This window comes from Sphingomonas sp., assembly GCF_024508665.1.
In the GTDB taxonomy this organism is placed as follows: domain Bacteria; phylum Pseudomonadota; class Alphaproteobacteria; order Sphingomonadales; family Sphingomonadaceae; genus Sphingomonas.
Map to the genome: position 1 here is coordinate 222,947 of NZ_JANINP010000007.1, position 16,992 is coordinate 239,938.

Consider the following 16,992-nt stretch of genomic DNA (forward strand, 5'->3'; position numbering starts at 1 on the left):
GCTATGGTCCAGACTGCCACGTCGTTGAACGCCGCCCTCGATGCGCTCGCCGCGATCGAACCCGCCTTCGGCGTCGCACTGCAGCGCGCGGGCTATCCCGAGCCCAGGGTGCGCGACCGCGGCTATGCCACCTTGCTGCGCACGATCATCGGCCAGCAGGTGTCGGTGGCGGCGGCGCAGTCGATCTGGAACAAGCTGGAGGCGCAAATCGGCGACCTCACCGATCCAGCCACCGTCGTCGCGGCGGGCGACGAGCAATTGCGAGCCGCCGGCCTGTCGCGGCAAAAGGTCAGCTATGCGCGCAGCCTGGCCGAGGAAGTTACGAGCGGCCGGCTCGATTTCGACCGACTGCCGGAGGACGACGAGGAAGCCATCGCGCAGCTGATCGGGATCAAGGGCATCGGCCGCTGGTCGGCGGAAATCTATCTGCTGTTCGCCGAAGGCCGGCCCGACATCTGGCCGGCAGGCGACCTGGCCGTGCAGATCGAGATCGGCCGCATCCTCGGCCATGACGAGCGACCGGCGGAGAAGTTGATGCGCGAGCTGGCGGAAGCCTGGCGCCCGCATCGCGGCGCCGCGGCGATCCTGGCGTGGCATCATTACAAGGTGGACATGGAAGTGATCTAGCCCGGAGCGGGCTGCCCACGGCCGGCCAGGTCTAAGCCCGCAAAACGCGCGCGGGCGGCATCGATAAAGGCGCGATGGTTGACCGAGGTGCGGCGGTTGGCTTGGTAGACCAGGTGGACGGGGATCGGCGGCGGCGACAGTCCGTCGAGGATCGGCACGAGCCGGCCCGAAGCGATCGCGTCGATCGCCTGATAGGACAGGACCCGGGCTATCCCCGCACCGGCCTCTGCCGCCGCGATCGCTGCGTCGGCGGTGTTCGCGGTCAGGCGCGGTTCGATGCGGATCGCGGTCTTGCCGGTCGGGCCGAAGCGCCATTCGTGCGCGCGGTCGAGTTCGGTGAACGAGATCAGCGAATGACCGTGCAGCGCCGGTACGTTGGCGGGTATGCCATGCGCCTCTAGATAGTCCGGACTGGCGACGAGCACGCGCCGGACTTCGGCGACCTTCAGCGCGTGGAGCGAGCTGTCCGACAGGTCGCCGATCCGCACCGCCACGTCGACCCCTTCATCGACCAGCCGGACGATGCGGTCGATCAAAGTAAGCTCGACGTCGAGGGCAGGGTAGGCGCGCAGCAGCCCGGTCGCGATCGGCAATACGTGGAGCCGCCCGAACGTGACGGGCGCCGCGATCACCAGCTTGCCGCCCGGCGTCGCGCCGTCGCCGCGCAACGCGAGCGCCGCGTCGTCGAGTTCGGCCAGCGCCGATCGGCAGCGCTCCAGATACAGGGCGCCCTCGTCGGTCAGCCGCACCGACCGCGTCGTCCGGCGCAGCAACGGCCGGCCGAGCGATTGCTCGAGTGCCGCCACCGCGCGGCTGGCGGCGGTCGGCGAGACGCGCAGGCGCCGCGCGGCTTCCGCGAAGCTCGCCTGATCCGCGACGGCGACGAAGGTGCGCAGCATCTCCAGCCGGTCCATGATTATCCCGATATTCGCATGAGTGAAGTGTAGAATTGGACAATTATCACGTCTGCCGCAAGATGGCATCTCCAATGGGCAGGCCGCATGCCGCCGCCTGACAAGGAGAAAACCCCGTGTCCCGTATCGCCATCCCCGCCCGTGAAGACGCTCCCGCTACGTCCCAGTCGCTGTTCGACGCCGTCGAAAAGCAGCTTGGCGTCGTTCCCAATCTCTTCCGCCTGGTCGGGCTCAGCCCGGCGGCGCTTGAGGGCTATATCGGCCTCAACGGCGCGCTGGGCCGCACGCTGGATGCCAAGACCCGCGAGCGGATCTCGCTGGCCGTCGCGCAGGCGAACGGCTGCGACTATTGCCTGTCGGCGCACACCTATCTCGGGCTCAACCTCGCCAAGATCGACGACACCGAAATCGCGCTCAATCGCAACGGCCATTCGGGCGACGCCAAGGCCGACGCCGCGCTCGTCTTCGCGCGGAAGGTGCTCGATACCCGCGGCCGGGTCAGCGACGCCGATCTCGCCGCGGTGCGCCTCGCCGGGTTCAGCGACGCGCAGGTGATCGAGATCGTCGTGTCGGTCGCGCTCAACGTGCTGACCAACTACGTCAACAATGTCGCCGAAACCGACATCGATTTCCCCGTCGTCCGGGCAGCGCAAGCCGCCTGACGTCCCGCCGTCGGCGGGTTTTCCCCCGCCCGTCGACGGCACCCTGGCAATTGGAGTCGGCACATGGGCAATGCCTTCCTTACCATCGCAACCACACCCTCGGTGCTTGCCGCGCAGGCCGCGAATGGCAGTGCCGGACTGTACGACAATGTGGGCGGCCATCGCCCGGCCAATCGCTTCGGTGCGGCGGAAGCCGAATTCATTGCCCAGCGCGACAGCTTTTACCTCGCCAGCGTGTCCGAAAGCGGCTGGCCCTATGTCCAGCATCGCGGCGGTCCGCCGGGCTTCCTCAAGGTGCTCGACGAGACGACGCTCGCTTTCCCCGATTTCCGCGGCAATCGCCAATATATCACGCTCGGCAACGTTGCCGCGGACGACCGCGTCGCCGTCTTCCTGATGGATTATCCGCGCCGGCGCAGGCTGAAGCTATTTGCGCATATCGAGGCGCGCGACCTCGCCGCCGATCCGGCGCTGGCGGCGGCGCTCGATCTTGCGGGCTATCGCGCCGCTCCCGAGCGCGCCTTTGTACTTCACCTCGAAGCGTTCGACTGGAATTGTCCGCAGCATATAGTGCCGCGCTTCACCGAAGCAGAAATCGCCGCCGCGTCGGCGCCGCTCAAGGCGCGCCTTGCCGAACTCGAACAGGAAAATGCCATGTTGCGCGCTACGCTCAGCCGAAAGGATAGTATCGCATGACCGAACTCGAAATTCCGCGGCCGCCCCTGCCGCCCTTCACGCACGAAACCGCCTTGCTCAAGGTGCGCGCGGCCGAGGATGCCTGGAACAGCCGCGATCCGGAACGTGTGGCGCTCGCCTATACGATCGACAGCGAATGGCGGAATCGCGACGTTTTTCTGCGCGGGCGAGAGGCGGTCATCGAACTGCTCACGCGGAAATGGGCGCGTGAGGAGGAATATCGGCTCGTCAAGGATCTGTGGGCCTTCACCGGCAACCGCATCGCGGTCCGGTTCCAGTATGAATGCCGAACCGAGGGGCAATGGTATCGCTGCTACGGAAACGAGCAATGGGAGTTTGCCGATAACGGCCTGATGCGCCGTCGCGAGGCGTCGGTGAACGACGTGGCGATCGCCGAATCCGAACGCAGGTTCCGCTGGGACGGTCCCGGTCCGCGGCCTCAGGACTATCCGGGCCTGATTGGCGTCGGGGGATGACCTGCGTCGCGTCGGAGCCAACACCGAACGATCGGACTCGGCGCCGAGCGGCCGAGGCGATCGCGGCAAACGTCTATCCCGCGCGTGTCCAGATCATGGTCTGACAGAATATCGCGATACAGCCCTGAACCTTCAGATTGGCGCCGTCGCGGCCGACGACCGCGCGGTACGTCTTGCCGCTCTTGGGGTCGTAGATCTTGCCTTTCCAGCCGTCACCCGACGCGGCCATCTCGGTCAGGATCGGCAGGCCGACCAGCGGGCGGGTCTTGAGCCTGGGATCGGGATTGAGCGCATCGACCCAGGGCTTGCCGGCCGGCGGACCCTTGATCACCTTGACGACGCGGCCGCAGATCGAGCCGCCGCAATCGCCGATCGCGACCACCGCGCCGCCGTCCGCGGTCAGCCAGCGGCCGGCGATCGGCGGCGCCGCAGCCGCCAGGGGAGCGGCCGCCGCCATGACGGCGAATCCAATAAAAAGACGAAGAATCATGGCTATGCCTATCCCAGATCATTGCGCGGCGGGCGCGCCCTCCCTAGCCTAATATGGGGCTGGGGGGCTGTACAAGTGACGCGTAACGCAGATGTCGCCGCACCGGCGGATAGCCAGATAGCGGTCCAGTTCATGCTGCCCGTCCCCGAGCTGCGACGGTTTATTTCCGGCTATCATTTCTACACTCTCTCCTACCCGCCGGGCCACGTCCATTACGACGTCTTTTATCCCGCTTGGGCCAACGTTCGGTTCTATGCGTCGGACATGAATTGGCGCATCGCGATCGGCGACCGCGCGTTCGATCCTGTGCCGCAAGCGGCGCTGTTCGGTCCGACCAGCCGGTCGAGCACCAGCGCGTCTGGCGCCGGAACGATGATCGGCGCGGGCCTGACACCGCTCGGCTGGACGCGATTGATCGGAGTGGACGCGGCGTCGCACGCCGACGGCGTCGTCGCGCTCGCCAACGTGCTCCCGGGTGCGGGCGAGCTGGCGGGCGACGTGATTGGCGCAACCGATGCAGCGTCCGCGGTAAGGGTGATGGATGGCTACTTTCTTGCCCGATTGGGCTCTGCGGGACGCAACGATGCGCGTATCGAAGCGATGCACCGCCTGCTCGTCCAGGCCCCGCCGATCACCGTCAACGAAGCGGCCGCCGCGGTGGGCATGCATCCGCGCGGGTTCCTGCGCCTCGCGCTCGCGTCGTTCGGGTTTCGGCCGAAGCTGCTGCTGCGCCGGGCACGGTTCCTGCGGACACTGACCCGGCTGGAGGAGCAGCCGAACGCCCATTGGGTCGATGTGCTCGATATCGGCTATCACGACCAATCGCATTTCATTCGCGACAGCCACGAATTCCTCGGCATGGCCCCCGGCGATTTCCTGCGCCTGCCGCGGCCGATCAACGCGGCGTCGACACGCCTCCGCCGCGCGATGCTCGGCGCGCCCGCGCAAGCGCTGCATCGTCCCGAGTGATGTCGCGGCGAGATGCTTCTTCTCCCCTCCCGCGAGCGGGAGGGGGATTTCCTCCACGCCGCCCCCGGTTCAATTCCCCCCGATCAAACCTTAAGGGAAGGCGGCGAATCGCACTTACAGGAGACCCTATGAGCGACGGTTGGACGATCGGGATCATCGGCGGATCGGGTCTTTATGCGATTGACGGGCTGGAAGATGCCGGGTGGCGTCGCGTCGATACGCCCTGGGGCTCTCCGTCGGACGAGTTGCTGTTCGGGCGTATCGGTAACGTCAACCTCGTCTTCCTGCCACGCCATGGTCGCGGACACGCCATCCCACCGTCCGAGCTTAATTTCCGCGCCAATATCGACGCGCTCAAGCGGTCGGGCGTGACCGACGTGCTGGCGATCTCGTCGATCGGCTCGCTCGAGGAGGATCTGCCGCCCGGGCATTTCGTCGTGGTCGAGCAGTTCATCGACCGCACCGTCCATCGCGCGTCCAGCTTCTTCGGCACCGGCATGGTCGCGCACGTCAGCATGGCCGATCCGGTGTGCGAACGCCTTTCGGGCTTCGCCGCCGCGGCGGTCGAGGCGGCGGGCGGCAAGGTGGCGACCGGCGCCACCTATCTGGCGATGGAGGGGCCGCAATTCTCGACCCGTGCCGAAAGCCTGCTCTATCGCGACTGGGGCGCCGACGTGATCGGCATGACCGCGATGCCCGAGGCCAAGCTGGCACGCGAAGCCGAGCTGCCTTATGCGCTGATCGGCATGGTCACCGATTACGATTGCTGGCGCGAGAGCGAGGCGCCGGTCGAGGTGGCCGAAGTGATCGCGCAGATGCACAAGAACGGCGAGGTCGCGCGCCGCACGGTCGAGGCCTTCGTCAAGGCACTGCCCAGCGAACGCACGCCGTCGCCGATCGACACATGTCTGGACGTTGCTTTGATCACCGATCCGGCCAAACGCGACCCGGCGTTGCTGGCTAAGCTCGACGCGGTGGCGGGCCGGGCATTGCGGCGCTAGGAACGATCGACGCTCGTGCGGCTTTGAAGGCGCGGACGCGAACGGGGACCGAATGACGCCACCGCCGAACAGCGACGCCATCCACGACGCCGCGCCTTTTGCGCGAGGGCGGCCGTCACTTGCCGAAAGCCATGCCAGCATCGCGGTGCCGGCGACTGGCGCGTGGCGGCGGTTCTTCGCCTTTGTCGGTCCGGGTTATCTCGTCGCGGTCGGTTATATGGACCCGGGCAATTGGGCGACCGACCTCGCCGGTGGATCGGCGTTCGGCTACACGTTGCTCGCCGTCGTCCTGCTGTCGAGCCTGATGGCGATCCTGCTCCAGACCTTGTCGGCGCGGCTCGGCATCGCGGCGAAACTCGATCTCGCCCAGGCGTGCCGCGCGCGATACGGGCGCAAGACCACGATCGGTCTATGGCTGTTGTGCGAGGTGGCGATCATCGCCTGCGACCTGGCCGAAGTGCTCGGCACCGCGGTCGCGCTCAAATTGCTGTTCGGGCTGCCCTTGCTCGCCGGCGTGGTGATCACCGCCTTCGACGTGCTGTTGTTGCTCTCGCTGCAGCGGTTCGGGTTCCGCAAGCTGGAGGCGTTCATCGCAACATTGCTGATCGTGATCGCCGGATGCTTCGCCTACGAATTATGGTTGGCGCGGCCCGATTGGGGGGCTGTGGCAGGGGGGCTGGTGCCGCGGCCGGACATCGTCACCAACCCGGCGATGCTCTATATCGCGATCGGCATCCTGGGTGCGACGGTGATGCCGCACAATCTCTATCTCCATTCGTCGGTGGTGCAGACGCGCAAGGTCGCGGCAAGCGACGAGCGCGGGGCGATCCGGCTGGCGACGATCGACACGATCGTATCGCTCGGCCTGGCGTTCCTGATCAACGCCGCGATCCTGATCCTGGCTGCATCGGTATTCCACATCTCGGGCCGCACCGACGTCGCCGATATCGAACAGGCGCATAGCCTGTTGTCGCCGATGCTGGGCGCGGGCGCGGCGAGCGTAGTATTCGCCTTGGCGTTGCTCGCCTCGGGGCAGAATTCGACCATCACCGGCACGCTGGCGGGCCAGATCGTGATGGAGGGGTTCCTCGATCTGCGCCTGCCGGTCTGGCTGCGCCGCATCGTGACGCGGTTGCTGGCGATCGTGCCGGCTGCGTTGGTGATCGCGATTGCGGGCGAGGGAGCGACTACCAGCTTGCTGGTGCTCAGCCAGGTCGTCCTGAGCCTTCAACTTCCCTTCGCCGTAGTTCCGCTGGTCGGCTTTACCAGCGACCGCCGGATGATGGGCGAGTTCGCCAGTCCCTGGCCGCTGCGGGTGGCGGCGTGGGCGGTCGCTCTTGCGATCATTGTGTTGAATGTGAAGCTGCTGGCGGGGGTAGTCGCCGGCTGATCGGTAGGAAGCCTTGTCCCTGTCTCGCAGCCTATCGAGCTGGTGCCGGCGAGAAGGATGCGGAACGTCTGGAGTCTGCTGGAGGCTTACTTGGCCATCGACTGCAATTGGCCGAGATTGACCGAGGCGACCGCGGATTTCAGCGTGTCGATGCTGGGGGCGGAGCCGCTCGCCTCGACGGCGAAGCGGCTGGCGACGAGCACCGAATAGCTGCCCGATTTCGACTGATTGTCCCACTTCTCCTCGACCCTGTTGCCGTCTTGCATCTCGGACTTTTCGTAGCCGGTGGCGGTCTGTTTGTTGGACGTCGCGTTGATTGCGCCGCCCAAGGTCGCGATGTTGCCGAGGACCCCGGTGTCGGTGACCGAGAGACTGAAGCTCTGGTCGCCCGACTGGAATTCGGCGCGGGCGTTGCTGCCGCCGATGCCTGCGGCAGAGCCGCCCTGATTCTCGACGCTGGTCCGATTCCAGCCCGAGATCGAGGCCGGCAACAGGTTCTGCAGCGCGCCAGGATCGACCGCCTTGACCGCACCGTTCCCACCCTTGACCGACGCTTCCATCGCGCTGGTGGCTGCCTGGAGCTTGGCCGCGCTATCGGTGAGCTTGCCGGTGTCGAGCGTCGTGCCGCCCACGGTGATCGTGCCGCCGCCTGCCGGGCCGAAGGCGTTCGGCGTCATCGCGAACATCGCACCGCCGATCGCGAGCGCGACCATGCCGGCGACGATCATCGCTACCGCGCCGACGATGATCGAAACGATGATGAAGCCGGGCGCCTTGTCCTGCGGCACCTTCATCAGGATGGGGCCGCCAACCCAGAACAGATAGATGCTGTACAGGCCCAGGATGGCGAGGATGCCAAGAAAGGGCAGGATCCCGAAGATGCCGCAGATCCACGCCGCGGTGCCCGAGAAGGCCGCCGCCTTGAGCGCCGAAATCTGGTTCTTGGTGCCGCCGAAGCTCGGGGCAAGTGCGTCGATGACCAGCGCCCAGACATAGGTGGAGGCGATCGCCAGCAACCAGGTCAGGATCGCGGTAACGATCGCGCCGAGCAATGGCGGACGCCACGTGACACCGAACACGCTCATCGGAAATAGCTGGCCCTGGATCAGCCGCGCCGCCGGACCGATGGCGGCGAGCGGCGCCACCCAGCCCATCAGGATGCCCTGCGCGGTCATCGGCTCGGCATCGATTGCGGGCCATTCGTCCTTGGGTTTCAATATCAGCCGCTGAATACGCCCTATCATGCCGCCCCCAACCGGAGGCTGTCCGATATCCTTGGGAAATTCGCTCGCCATGATGCTGAAACCCCTTTCTTTTTCGCGCCGAAGCGCGCCGCTACCATCACCTTCTGCCGCCTTTGGCGGCGCAATTATTGGATCGACCCGACATCGCTTGCCGTAGCGGCAGCGTGTCCTGGCCAAGGTATCACTCTTTGCCCGCTACGGGGAGGGTGATGTTGCGCCCGCGCAACCGATGCCTACATGGCGGGCATGAGTGACAAGATGACGTGGCACGGCACGACAATTCTCTCCGTGCGCAAGAACGGCAAGGTGATCGTCATCGGCGATGGCCAGGTGACCGCCGGCCAGACGGTGATGAAGCCCAATGCCAAGAAGGTACGCCGGTTGGGCGACGGCAGCGTGATCGCCGGGTTCGCCGGCGCGACCGCCGATGCCTTCACCCTGTTCGAGCGGCTCGAGGCGAAGCTCGAACGCGCCAACGGCCAGTTGATGCGCGCCGCGGTCGATCTCGCCAAGGACTGGCGGACCGATAAATATCTGCGCAACCTGGAGGCGATGATGATCGTCGCCGACAAGGATGTGACGCTGATCCTGACCGGAAATGGCGACGTGCTCGAACCGGAAGCTGGGGTCGCCGCGATCGGATCGGGCGGCAATTACGCGCTCGCCGCTGCGCGCGCGCTGGTCGAGTATGAGGACGATGCCGAGACGATCTGCCGCAAGGCGATGAAGATCGCCGCGGAAGTCTGCGTCTACACCAACGACCGCGTGACCGTGGAGAGTTTGGATAGCGCGAGTTAATCTAAGCCCCTCCCCTTCAGGGGAGGGGTTGGGGTGGGGCAGTCACAAGCGACCCACTCTACGAAATATCCCCCACCCCCTACCCCTCCCCTGAAGGGGAGGGGCTGAAGAAGAAGAATATGAACGACACACTGACTCCCAAGGCGATTGTGGCCGCACTCGATGCGCATATCATCGGACAGACTGACGCCAAGAAGGCGGTCGCCGTCGCGCTGCGCAATCGCTGGCGCCGGCAGCGCCTCTCGGCCGATCTGCGCGACGAGGTCACGCCGAAGAACATCCTGATGATCGGGCCGACCGGGTGCGGCAAGACCGAGATCTCGCGCCGCCTGGCCAAGCTGGCCGACGCTCCCTTCGTCAAGGTCGAGGCGACCAAGTTCACCGAGGTCGGCTATGTCGGCCGTGACGTCGAGCAGATCGCACGCGATCTGGTCGAGGAAGCGATCCGGCTGGAGAAGGAGCGCCGCCGCGTCGCCGTTAAGGACAAGGCCGAGGAGGCGGCGATGAACCGCCTGCTCGACGCACTCACCGGGCGCGACAGTTCGACCGCCACGCGCGAGGCGTTTCGCCAGCGCTTCAAGGACGGCCATCTGAACGAGACCGAGATCGAGATCGAGCTGGAGGCCGCGCCCCAGATGCCGTTCGAGATTCCCGGCGGCGGCCAGGTCGGGATGATCAATCTCGGCGAGATGATGGGCAAGGCATTCGGCCAGGGCCAGATGAAGCGCCGCAAGCTGACCGTGCCGTCGGCCTGGGACAAATTGGTCGAGGAAGAAGCCGACAAGCGGCTCGACCAGGAAGACGTCGCGCGGGTCGCGCTGGCCGACGCTGAGTCCAACGGCATCGTGTTCCTCGACGAGATCGACAAGATCGCGGTCAGCGACGTGCGCGGCGGATCGGTCAGCCGCGAGGGCGTCCAGCGCGACCTGCTGCCGCTGATCGAAGGAACCACGGTCGCGACCAAATACGGGCCGATGAAGACCGACCATATCCTGTTCATCGCGTCGGGCGCATTCCACGTCGCCAAGCCGTCGGACCTGCTGCCCGAACTCCAGGGCCGGTTGCCGATCCGGGTCGAGCTGAAGGGCCTGACCGAGGACGATTTCGTGGCGATCCTCAACGACACCAAGGCGTCGTTGCCCGAACAATATAAAGCGCTGATCGCGACCGAAGGCGTGACGATCGACTTTACCGACGACGGCATTCGCGCGGTCGCGAAGGTCGCGGCTGAAGTGAACGCCGCGGTCGAGAATATCGGCGCGCGGCGGCTGCAGACGGTGATGGAAAAGCTGATCGAGGAAGTGAGCTTCGACGCCGAGGATCGCTCGGGCAGCACGCTGACGATCGACGCCGCCTATGTCGACAAGCAACTCGCCTCGATCGCCCGCAACACCGACCTCAGCCGCTTCGTGTTGTGAACGGTGGTGCGGTGCGGGAGGCGAGTTCGCAGCACTGGGATCGACATTCGATGGAATTCGCCATGTCGGGCTCGTTCCGCCATCCACAAGCGACTAGAACACGGTGGAAACGGGTTACCCATCTTTGAACACCCTCACCCTTCCGGCGCTTCGCGCCTCCCTCCCTCTCCCAATGGGAGAGGGAAGGGGCCCGCCGGCGCAGCCGGTGGGAAGGGTGAGGGTGCCCAATATTTCCTGCTCAGGTCTGTGGGCATATTGTCCCGCACTTGCGGCCGGTGGGCCCGGCACGACGCCGGACGAAGGCCAGGAGTGAATCGAACCTTATTTCCCCTTGGCCGGTTTGTCGTAAGGCGTGAACTTGCCCAGCCGGCAGTACGGGCCGGGGATACTCAGACCCGGAGTCAGCGCGCGGAAGCGGTCGTTGCGGCATAATTGCGTGCCGAAGACGTCGACGATCAGCGTGTCCATCGGCTTGAGGCCGGGGCACACGCCGATCAAGTCGTTACGCCAGACACGGCGGCCCGATTCACGATAGATCAGCGTCTTGTCGTCGATGACTTGCGGGCCGTCGAGACGCGAGTGGTCGACGCAATCGACGGGCTTGCCCGCGACGCGCCCGGCAAGTGCGCTCTCGATGGTTTCCTGACGCGGGGCGGCGGGCGCGGCGGCGCCGAGCAGGCCGAGCGCGGCGATGGGGATCAGCACGATGCGCATGGCGCTACTTCGCGCGGTAGGTGACGAACGATCCCAGCGCGCAGCTGCCCGACGGGATGCGCGACCCTGGCATCACGGTCTGCGCGATATCGCCGCGGCACAGCCGCCCGCTGGGCGACTTGGTGACCAGAATGTCGCCGCGTTCGACCGCCTCACAACCACCACCGGTGTCGTTAACGTATTTCAGCTTCCTGCTGACGCTGTAGACTAGGGTCCCGCCATAGGCCTTGAGCGACGAGGACTGGTAATTGTCCATACAGTCCTTGGTCTCGGTCGGCGTCAGCCCGGCGAGTTCCTTGCCCAGCGCGGCCTGGGTCGCGGCCTTGGCATCGGCGGCGCGGGCGGTCTCGGCGGGAGTCATCGTGCACGACGACAGTGCTACTGCCGCGACGGACAGCGACGCGAGCGGAAAGATACGGTTACGCATAGCGGCTCCTTCGCATCCCCTCGGCTCGATCCTACACCGGTTCAGCCGCGGAATACATCCTTAGAGGCGCGCCGTTCGGCAAATTGTTCAATCGATTGCGCGCGCATGAACGGATTGGTGGCGCGTTCGAGCGCGATCGTCGTCGGCACGGTCGCCTCGCCACGCTCGCGCATCTTTTCCACCTCGCGCAGGCGTGCGGCGATCGCCTCGTTGTCCGGTTCGGCGACCCGCGCATAGCGCGCGTTCGACAGCGTATATTCGTGCGCGCAATAGACCGAGGTTTCCGGCGGCAGGGCCGCCAGCCGCTGCATATTGGCATACATTTGCGCCGCAGTGCCTTCGAACAAGCGGCCGCATCCCATTGCGAACAGGGTGTCGCCGGTAAAAGCCACCGCGTCATCGGCGAAATGATAGGTGACATGGCCGGCGGTATGCGCGGGCGTCTCCAGCACGGTCGCGATATGCTTGCCCAGCATGACGGTATCGCCTTCCATGACCAGCCTATCGGCGGTGGGGATCTTTGCCGCCTCGGCGGCAGGCGCGATCACCGGAGCGCCGGTCGCCTGCTTGATCGCCGCATTGCCGCCGGTGTGATCGGGATGCCAATGGGTGTTCCAGATCGCGCTGATCGTCCAGCCGCGCCGCTCCGCCTCGGCCAGCACGGGGTCGGCTTCGGCGGGGTCGACCACCATCGTCTCGCCGCTTTCCGGGTCGTGGACGAGCCAGATGTAATTGTCGCTGAGTGCGGCAATGCGGACGATGTCGAGCTTGCTCATCTGTTTCCTTCCAGCGCCGCGGCACCGAGTCTGGCTGTCAAATCTTCGGCAGGTTCGTCGCCCGACAGGCCGACGCCTTGCCCCGCCCATAACGGCGAATAGTCGCCGCGCCCGTCGGCTTCGGCCTTGGCGCGCAATTGCGCCAGTGCGGCGCTGGCATAGGGAAAGGGCGGGGCGGCATCGCTGACCGGCCCGAGAGCCTCGATCAGGCGGTTGCGCAACCCGCGCGCCAGCCCGCCGGAGAAGAGATTGGTGAAGACGCTATCCTCGGGCCCGGCCTGCGCCAGAAGCCGGCGGTGCACCGCGCTGGTGGTCGCTTCGGGCGTGCGGAGATAGGCGGTGCCGACCTGCACCGCTGCCGCGCCTGCGGCTATCGCTCCCTTGGCCGCGCCGGCGTCGGCGATTGCGCCTGCCGCGATCACCGGCAAGTCGATATTGTTCAGGATCTGGCGGACCAGCGCGAGCATGCCGATCGGGCGATGGCCGATCAGGAAATGGCCGGCATGGCCGCCCGCCTCGAATCCCTGGGCGATGATCGCGTCTACACTTGCATCGGCGAGGAAGCGCGCCTCCGCCAAGGTGGTGGCATTGCCGAAAATGCGTGCCCCGGTCGCCCGGACGCGGTCGAGCAGATCGCGCTCGGGCAGGCCGAAATGGAAACTGACGATCTCCGGCCGCACTGCCTCGATCACCTCGGCCATCGCGGCATCGAACGGCTTGCGTAACGCTGGCGGCTGGGTCGGCGGGGCGACGCCTTCCGCCTGGTAGAAGGGAGCGAGCGCCGCGTGCCAGGCACTTTCGTCGGGCTGCGGTCCGAGTCTATGGCAGAAGAAATTGACGTTGATCGGCCCGGTTGCCGCCGCCCGGATTGCGGCGACTTCGGCCGCGACCTGATCGGGCGACAGCACCGCACAGGCGAGCGATCCGACTGCGCCAGCCTTCAGCGCGGCGATCGCCAGCGCGCTACCGGCGAAATTGGCCATCGGCGCCTGAACCAGCGGCAGGCGCGCGCCGGTCAGCGCCAGGAAGCGATCGGTCGCGGCGCTCACCGGGTCACCATTCCCCCGTATTCGGCATCGACGCCCAGGGCTCGGCAGGTTCGAGTACGCCGTTCTGGAGCAATTCGATCGAGATGTTGTCGGGGGTGCGGACGAACGCCATGTGGCCGTCGCGCGGCGGGCGGTTGATCGTCACGCCGGCGTCCATCAGCCGCTGGCACGTCTCGTAGATATTGTCGACGCGATAGGCGAGGTGGCCGAAATTGCGTCCGCCCGAATATTGTTCGACGCTGCCGTCTTCCGCGGGCCAGTTGTAGGTGAGCTCGACCTCCGCGCGGCGATCGCCGATCTGCTGATCGTCCTCGGTCGCCAGGAAGATCAGCGTGAAGCGACCCTTCTCATTGTCGAAGCGGCGGACCTCCTTGAGGCCGAGCAGCTCGAAGAACCGCACCGTCGCGTCCGGATCGCTGACCCGGATCATGGTGTGGAGATAATTCATTCGTCTTCTCCCTGCTGGTTCAGGCGGGAGATAGGGGCGCGAGGGGAGTCGCGCCAGTGCTAGTACTCCCCTCCCTGCAAGGGAGGGGCCGGGGGTGGGTGCGCGCGTCTGCGCGCCCAAAAAGACCCAAAAAGCGACCCGCCAAAACAGCATCGGACGAGGCATCGAGCCTCGCCCGCTGCCCACCCACCCCTGATCCCCTCCCTTGCAGGAAGGGGGCGAAGCGATGCCCAGCGCTAAGGTTTCTTGGCGGGCGCCGGGCTTGTTACGGGGGAGGTGGTTGGCGCCGCAACAGCCGGCGCATCGAACTGCGCCAGCGCGGCCCGGGCATTGTCCGCGATCGCAGTGCCGGGCGCGAGCTTGGCCGCGGCCTGCCACGCCGTCCGCGCGCCATCGGCATCGCCCGACAGAGCGGCGATATTGCCGGCCTCGAGCTGGACCGAGGCATCGTCCGACGACAATTTCAGCGCCTCGGCAATGTCGGTCTGCGCGCGGGACAGATCGTTCATCCGCCGCGCCAGCGTCGCCGACAACAGCCAGGCGAGCGGATCCTTGGGCGTCGCTTCCTGCCCGGCATCGATGTCGCCCCGCGCCGAGGCAAGGCGGCCGGCGGCGACCTGCGCGCGGGCGCGATCGAGCAAAGCCTCGCCGCGGCCGAAATTGTCGAGCGTGCCGGCGGTGATAGCGGTTGTCAGCGCGGTCTGCGCCTTCACGGCATCGCCCGCCGCCAGCCAGGCATTGCCCGCTTGCGCCCAATAGCGCGCCGCTTCCGGATCATGGGCCGTATCGGCATCGCGCGCCGCCGCCTCGAAAGCCGTCGCGGCGTCGCCCCAGCGCGCTTCCTGCGCATAGGCCATGCCCTGGCATTGGTGCGCCCTGGCGCCGCCGCCGGCGCTGCGGAACTGGTCGGCCTCCGCCTCGGCCGCCTTGGGATCGCTCGTCGCCAGCGCGATGCAGGCGCGATAGCGCTGCTCATTGGGCGACAAAGCCGACGGCGTCGACCCGACCTGGAACATCAGCGGAAGCAGGATCATGGTCGCGTCGACAGTCCTTCGATCGTGCGGATCAGCAGCGCGATATCCTGGTCGCGCGACAGCCGGTGGTCGCCGTCCTTGATCAACGTCACCTGCACGTCGGCTGAACGGAGGATCCGCGCCAGATGGAGCGAGCGTTCGTGCGGCACGTCGCGATCGCCCTGGCCATGGAGGATGCGCACCGGGCAATCGATCGCCAGCATCGACGCGGTCAGCCGCGACGCCTCGCCCGATTGCCAGAAGCGGCTGGTATAGACGGTCGGCTGGTCCGAATAAGGCGACGGCCGTTCGAATTGGCCATCCTGGAGCAGCTTCATCTTCTCATCCATCGAGAAGCCCCAGTCGGTGAAATCGGGCGCCGGCGCGATGCCGACCAACGCCGCGACCAGCTCGGGATGATCGCGCGCGATCATCAGCATCAGCCAGCCGCCCATCGACGAGCCGACCAGGATCGCGGGCTCGGCGAGCATGTCGAGCATCGCCAGCACGTCGTCGCGCCAGCCGGTCAGCGTCTGGTCGGCGAACTCACCCTCGCTCGCGCCGCAACCGGCATAATCGAAGCGCAGATAGGTGCGGCCAACCGCCTTCGCCCATTCCTCCAGCGCGACCGCCTTCGTCCCGGTCATGTCGCTGGCATAGCCGGGCAGGAAGACCACCGGCGGTCCCTTGCCGACAGTGAGGTGATAAGCGAGCGCGGGGCGGGTGGGGGTATCGGTCATGGGGGAGGCTGTAGGGGGAGGGCGAACAAACAAAAAGCCCCTCCCGGTTACGGGAGGGGTCGTTTAGCTCCCCTCCCGCTTGCGGGAGGGGCTGGGGGAGGGCGTGTCGCTTCTGCGCTGATGAACAGGCCCTCCCCTAACCCCGTGCGAGGTGAAGAGCGCCCCGCGCTCTTCAGGCCATGCCGGGGGCATGGCCGACCTCGCACGCGCAAGCGGGAGGGGGAACTAGAGGTCACCCCGCGAACGCGGTCACCGCCTTCAAAAACACTTCCGGCTGATCGAGCATGATGAAATGCGCGCTGTCCGGCACTTCGACCAGGGTCGCATGCGGCGCGTCCTTGTATGCGGCGGTGTAGAGCGGCTCGGCCACCGCCTTGGGCAGCGCTGCCGAGGTCGGGTAGAGCATCGTGATCGGCGTCGCGATCTTGCCCATGTCGCCGCGCAGGTCGGTGATCATGTCCTCGTACATTGCTTCCGCCGACACGCGGGTATCGGTCCGACCCATCCAGCCGGCGACCTTGGCCTGGGCGTCCGGGCGGAGCGCGAACCGCGCCGCCATCGCCTGATTGGCCGCCGCATCGGGCTTGCCATAGCTCGCCGCGAACCGGTCGCGCATCGCCGCGGCCTGCGGCTTGACCGCGTCGACCGTGGCGCCGGGACCGAACAGCATACCGTACCAGGGCAGGGAGTCGACGATCATCAGCTTGCCGACATCGCCGGGCTGCTCCTTGGCCAGCATCAGCCCGACCAGACCGCCCATCGAATGGCCGACCACCGCCGCGCCCTGCAGCTTGTGCTGCGCGATATAGCCGTGGAGGTCGCCGACGATCCCGTCGAGCACGCCCGGCTTCAGATTGGCGCCGGCATCGTCGCCGGCAAAGCCGTTGACCTGGACCAGGATGACGCGGTGCGACTTGGCGAGTTCGGGCACGACGCCGTCCCACACCGCCCGCGGCGAGGACAGGCCGGGGATCAGGATGACCGGCGATCCCTTGCCGGTCTCGGTCACCGAAATGTGGTCCATCCGGACTTCGCCAGTGCTGGTCGCCGCAGCCGGGGCGCAATGGCCGATATTGGGCTGGAGGATAACGAGCGGCGCGAGCACGGCGACGGCGAAGCGAAGAGTGAAGTGGTTCATGG

At 66.5% G+C, this 16,992-nt stretch carries 20 protein-coding genes; 9 read left to right on the forward strand and 11 right to left on the reverse strand.

Translation table 11 applies throughout. The annotated features are described in order from the left end of the window. Nucleotides 1–3 precede the first annotated feature (3 nt). Complete coding sequence (locus Q0L25_RS16185) at nucleotides 4–627, forward strand: DNA-3-methyladenine glycosylase 2 family protein (RefSeq protein ID WP_296616072.1); 624 nt, start codon at nucleotides 4–6, stop codon at nucleotides 625–627. Here the strand turns inward: Q0L25_RS16185 and Q0L25_RS16190 are convergent. After that, entirely contained in the window at nucleotides 624–1,541 is a 918-nt protein-coding gene (locus tag Q0L25_RS16190; protein ID WP_296616074.1) for a LysR family transcriptional regulator, read from the reverse strand. The genes Q0L25_RS16185 and Q0L25_RS16190 overlap by 4 nt on opposite strands. Before the next feature lie 116 nt (nucleotides 1,542–1,657). Between Q0L25_RS16190 and Q0L25_RS16195 the strand changes: the two genes are divergently transcribed. The 3 genes from Q0L25_RS16195 to Q0L25_RS16205 all read left to right on the forward strand — a co-directional run bounded on the left by Q0L25_RS16195 (nucleotide 1,658) and on the right by Q0L25_RS16205 (nucleotide 3,375). Beyond that, entirely contained in the window at nucleotides 1,658–2,203 is a 546-nt protein-coding gene (locus tag Q0L25_RS16195) for a carboxymuconolactone decarboxylase family protein (protein WP_066587628.1), read from the forward strand. Nucleotides 2,204–2,266: 63 nt separating this feature from the next. Next, nucleotides 2,267–2,899 (forward strand): pyridoxamine 5'-phosphate oxidase family protein, encoded by a 633-nt coding sequence (locus Q0L25_RS16200; protein ID WP_296616076.1) that lies wholly within the window; start codon nucleotides 2,267–2,269, stop codon nucleotides 2,897–2,899. Beyond that, entirely contained in the window at nucleotides 2,896–3,375 is a 480-nt protein-coding gene (locus Q0L25_RS16205) for a nuclear transport factor 2 family protein (protein WP_296616078.1), read from the forward strand. Before Q0L25_RS16200 ends, Q0L25_RS16205 begins: the two co-directional genes overlap by 4 nt. A 73-nt stretch (nucleotides 3,376–3,448) precedes the next feature. On the opposite strand, the gene Q0L25_RS16210 is transcribed toward Q0L25_RS16205, so the two are convergent. After that, on the reverse strand, nucleotides 3,449–3,832 hold the full coding sequence (locus Q0L25_RS16210; protein WP_296616080.1) for a DUF2147 domain-containing protein: 384 nt from the start codon (nucleotides 3,830–3,832) through the stop codon (nucleotides 3,449–3,451). Nucleotides 3,833–3,940: 108 nt separating this feature from the next. Here Q0L25_RS16210 and Q0L25_RS16215 point away from each other — a divergent pair, with 108 nt between their 5' ends. The 3 genes from Q0L25_RS16215 to Q0L25_RS16225 all read left to right on the forward strand — a co-directional run bounded on the left by Q0L25_RS16215 (nucleotide 3,941) and on the right by Q0L25_RS16225 (nucleotide 7,225). Continuing rightward, entirely contained in the window at nucleotides 3,941–4,834 is an 894-nt protein-coding gene (locus Q0L25_RS16215; protein ID WP_296616081.1) for a helix-turn-helix domain-containing protein, read from the forward strand. A 128-nt stretch (nucleotides 4,835–4,962) separates the two neighbouring features. Continuing rightward, nucleotides 4,963–5,835: an S-methyl-5'-thioadenosine phosphorylase gene (mtnP, locus tag Q0L25_RS16220; RefSeq protein ID WP_296616083.1), complete on the forward strand. Its 873-nt coding sequence runs from the start codon at nucleotides 4,963–4,965 to the stop codon at nucleotides 5,833–5,835. Between the two features lie 52 nt (nucleotides 5,836–5,887). Then, nucleotides 5,888–7,225, forward strand: coding sequence for an Nramp family divalent metal transporter (locus Q0L25_RS16225; protein WP_296616085.1), 1,338 nt, complete (start codon nucleotides 5,888–5,890; stop codon nucleotides 7,223–7,225). Between the two features lie 86 nt (nucleotides 7,226–7,311). Here the strand turns inward: Q0L25_RS16225 and Q0L25_RS16230 are convergent, their stop codons facing one another. Next, nucleotides 7,312–8,520 carry a Yip1 family protein gene (locus tag Q0L25_RS16230; protein ID WP_296616087.1) on the reverse strand — a complete coding sequence of 403 codons (1,209 nt, stop codon included), beginning with the start codon at nucleotides 8,518–8,520 and terminating at the stop codon, nucleotides 7,312–7,314. A 195-nt stretch (nucleotides 8,521–8,715) separates the two neighbouring features. Here Q0L25_RS16230 and hslV point away from each other — a divergent pair, with 195 nt between their 5' ends. Together hslV and hslU are read left to right on the forward strand one after the other, a co-directional pair. Next, nucleotides 8,716–9,267 (forward strand): ATP-dependent protease subunit HslV, encoded by a 552-nt coding sequence (gene hslV, locus Q0L25_RS16235; protein ID WP_296616089.1) that lies wholly within the window; start codon nucleotides 8,716–8,718, stop codon nucleotides 9,265–9,267. A gap of 119 nt (nucleotides 9,268–9,386) precedes the next feature. Beyond that, complete coding sequence (hslU, locus tag Q0L25_RS16240; protein WP_296616090.1) at nucleotides 9,387–10,685, forward strand: ATP-dependent protease ATPase subunit HslU; 1,299 nt, start codon at nucleotides 9,387–9,389, stop codon at nucleotides 10,683–10,685. 321 nt (nucleotides 10,686–11,006) lie between these two features. Here the strand turns inward: hslU and Q0L25_RS16245 are convergent, their stop codons facing one another. The 8 genes from Q0L25_RS16245 to Q0L25_RS16280 form a co-directional block, all read right to left on the reverse strand. Continuing rightward, a complete protein-coding gene (locus tag Q0L25_RS16245) occupies nucleotides 11,007–11,399 on the reverse strand; it encodes a DUF6491 family protein (RefSeq protein ID WP_296616093.1) in 393 nt (130 codons plus the stop codon). A gap of 4 nt (nucleotides 11,400–11,403) precedes the next feature. Continuing rightward, the gene (locus Q0L25_RS16250; RefSeq protein ID WP_296616094.1) at nucleotides 11,404–11,826 is read right to left on the reverse strand and encodes a hypothetical protein; all 423 of its coding nucleotides are present in this window, start codon (nucleotides 11,824–11,826) and stop codon (nucleotides 11,404–11,406) included. A 41-nt stretch (nucleotides 11,827–11,867) separates the two neighbouring features. Continuing rightward, complete coding sequence (gene gloB / locus Q0L25_RS16255; protein WP_296616096.1) at nucleotides 11,868–12,602, reverse strand: hydroxyacylglutathione hydrolase; 735 nt, start codon at nucleotides 12,600–12,602, stop codon at nucleotides 11,868–11,870. Then, the gene (locus Q0L25_RS16260; RefSeq protein WP_296616098.1) at nucleotides 12,599–13,651 is read right to left on the reverse strand and encodes a nitronate monooxygenase; all 1,053 of its coding nucleotides are present in this window, start codon (nucleotides 13,649–13,651) and stop codon (nucleotides 12,599–12,601) included. The genes gloB and Q0L25_RS16260 overlap by 4 nt, the downstream gene beginning before the upstream one ends. Before the next feature lie 4 nt (nucleotides 13,652–13,655). Continuing rightward, nucleotides 13,656–14,099, reverse strand: a complete 444-nt coding sequence (locus tag Q0L25_RS16265; RefSeq protein WP_296616099.1) for a VOC family protein — start codon at nucleotides 14,097–14,099, stop codon at nucleotides 13,656–13,658. A 236-nt stretch (nucleotides 14,100–14,335) separates the two neighbouring features. Next, nucleotides 14,336–15,133: a hypothetical protein gene (locus Q0L25_RS16270; RefSeq protein WP_296616101.1), complete on the reverse strand. Its 798-nt coding sequence runs from the start codon at nucleotides 15,131–15,133 to the stop codon at nucleotides 14,336–14,338. Next, nucleotides 15,130–15,852 (reverse strand): alpha/beta hydrolase, encoded by a 723-nt coding sequence (locus tag Q0L25_RS16275; RefSeq protein ID WP_296616103.1) that lies wholly within the window; start codon nucleotides 15,850–15,852, stop codon nucleotides 15,130–15,132. The genes Q0L25_RS16270 and Q0L25_RS16275 overlap by 4 nt, the downstream gene beginning before the upstream one ends. A gap of 232 nt (nucleotides 15,853–16,084) precedes the next feature. Continuing rightward, entirely contained in the window at nucleotides 16,085–16,990 is a 906-nt protein-coding gene (locus Q0L25_RS16280; RefSeq protein WP_296616104.1) for an alpha/beta hydrolase, read from the reverse strand. Between the last annotated feature and the right edge of the window lie 2 nt (nucleotides 16,991–16,992).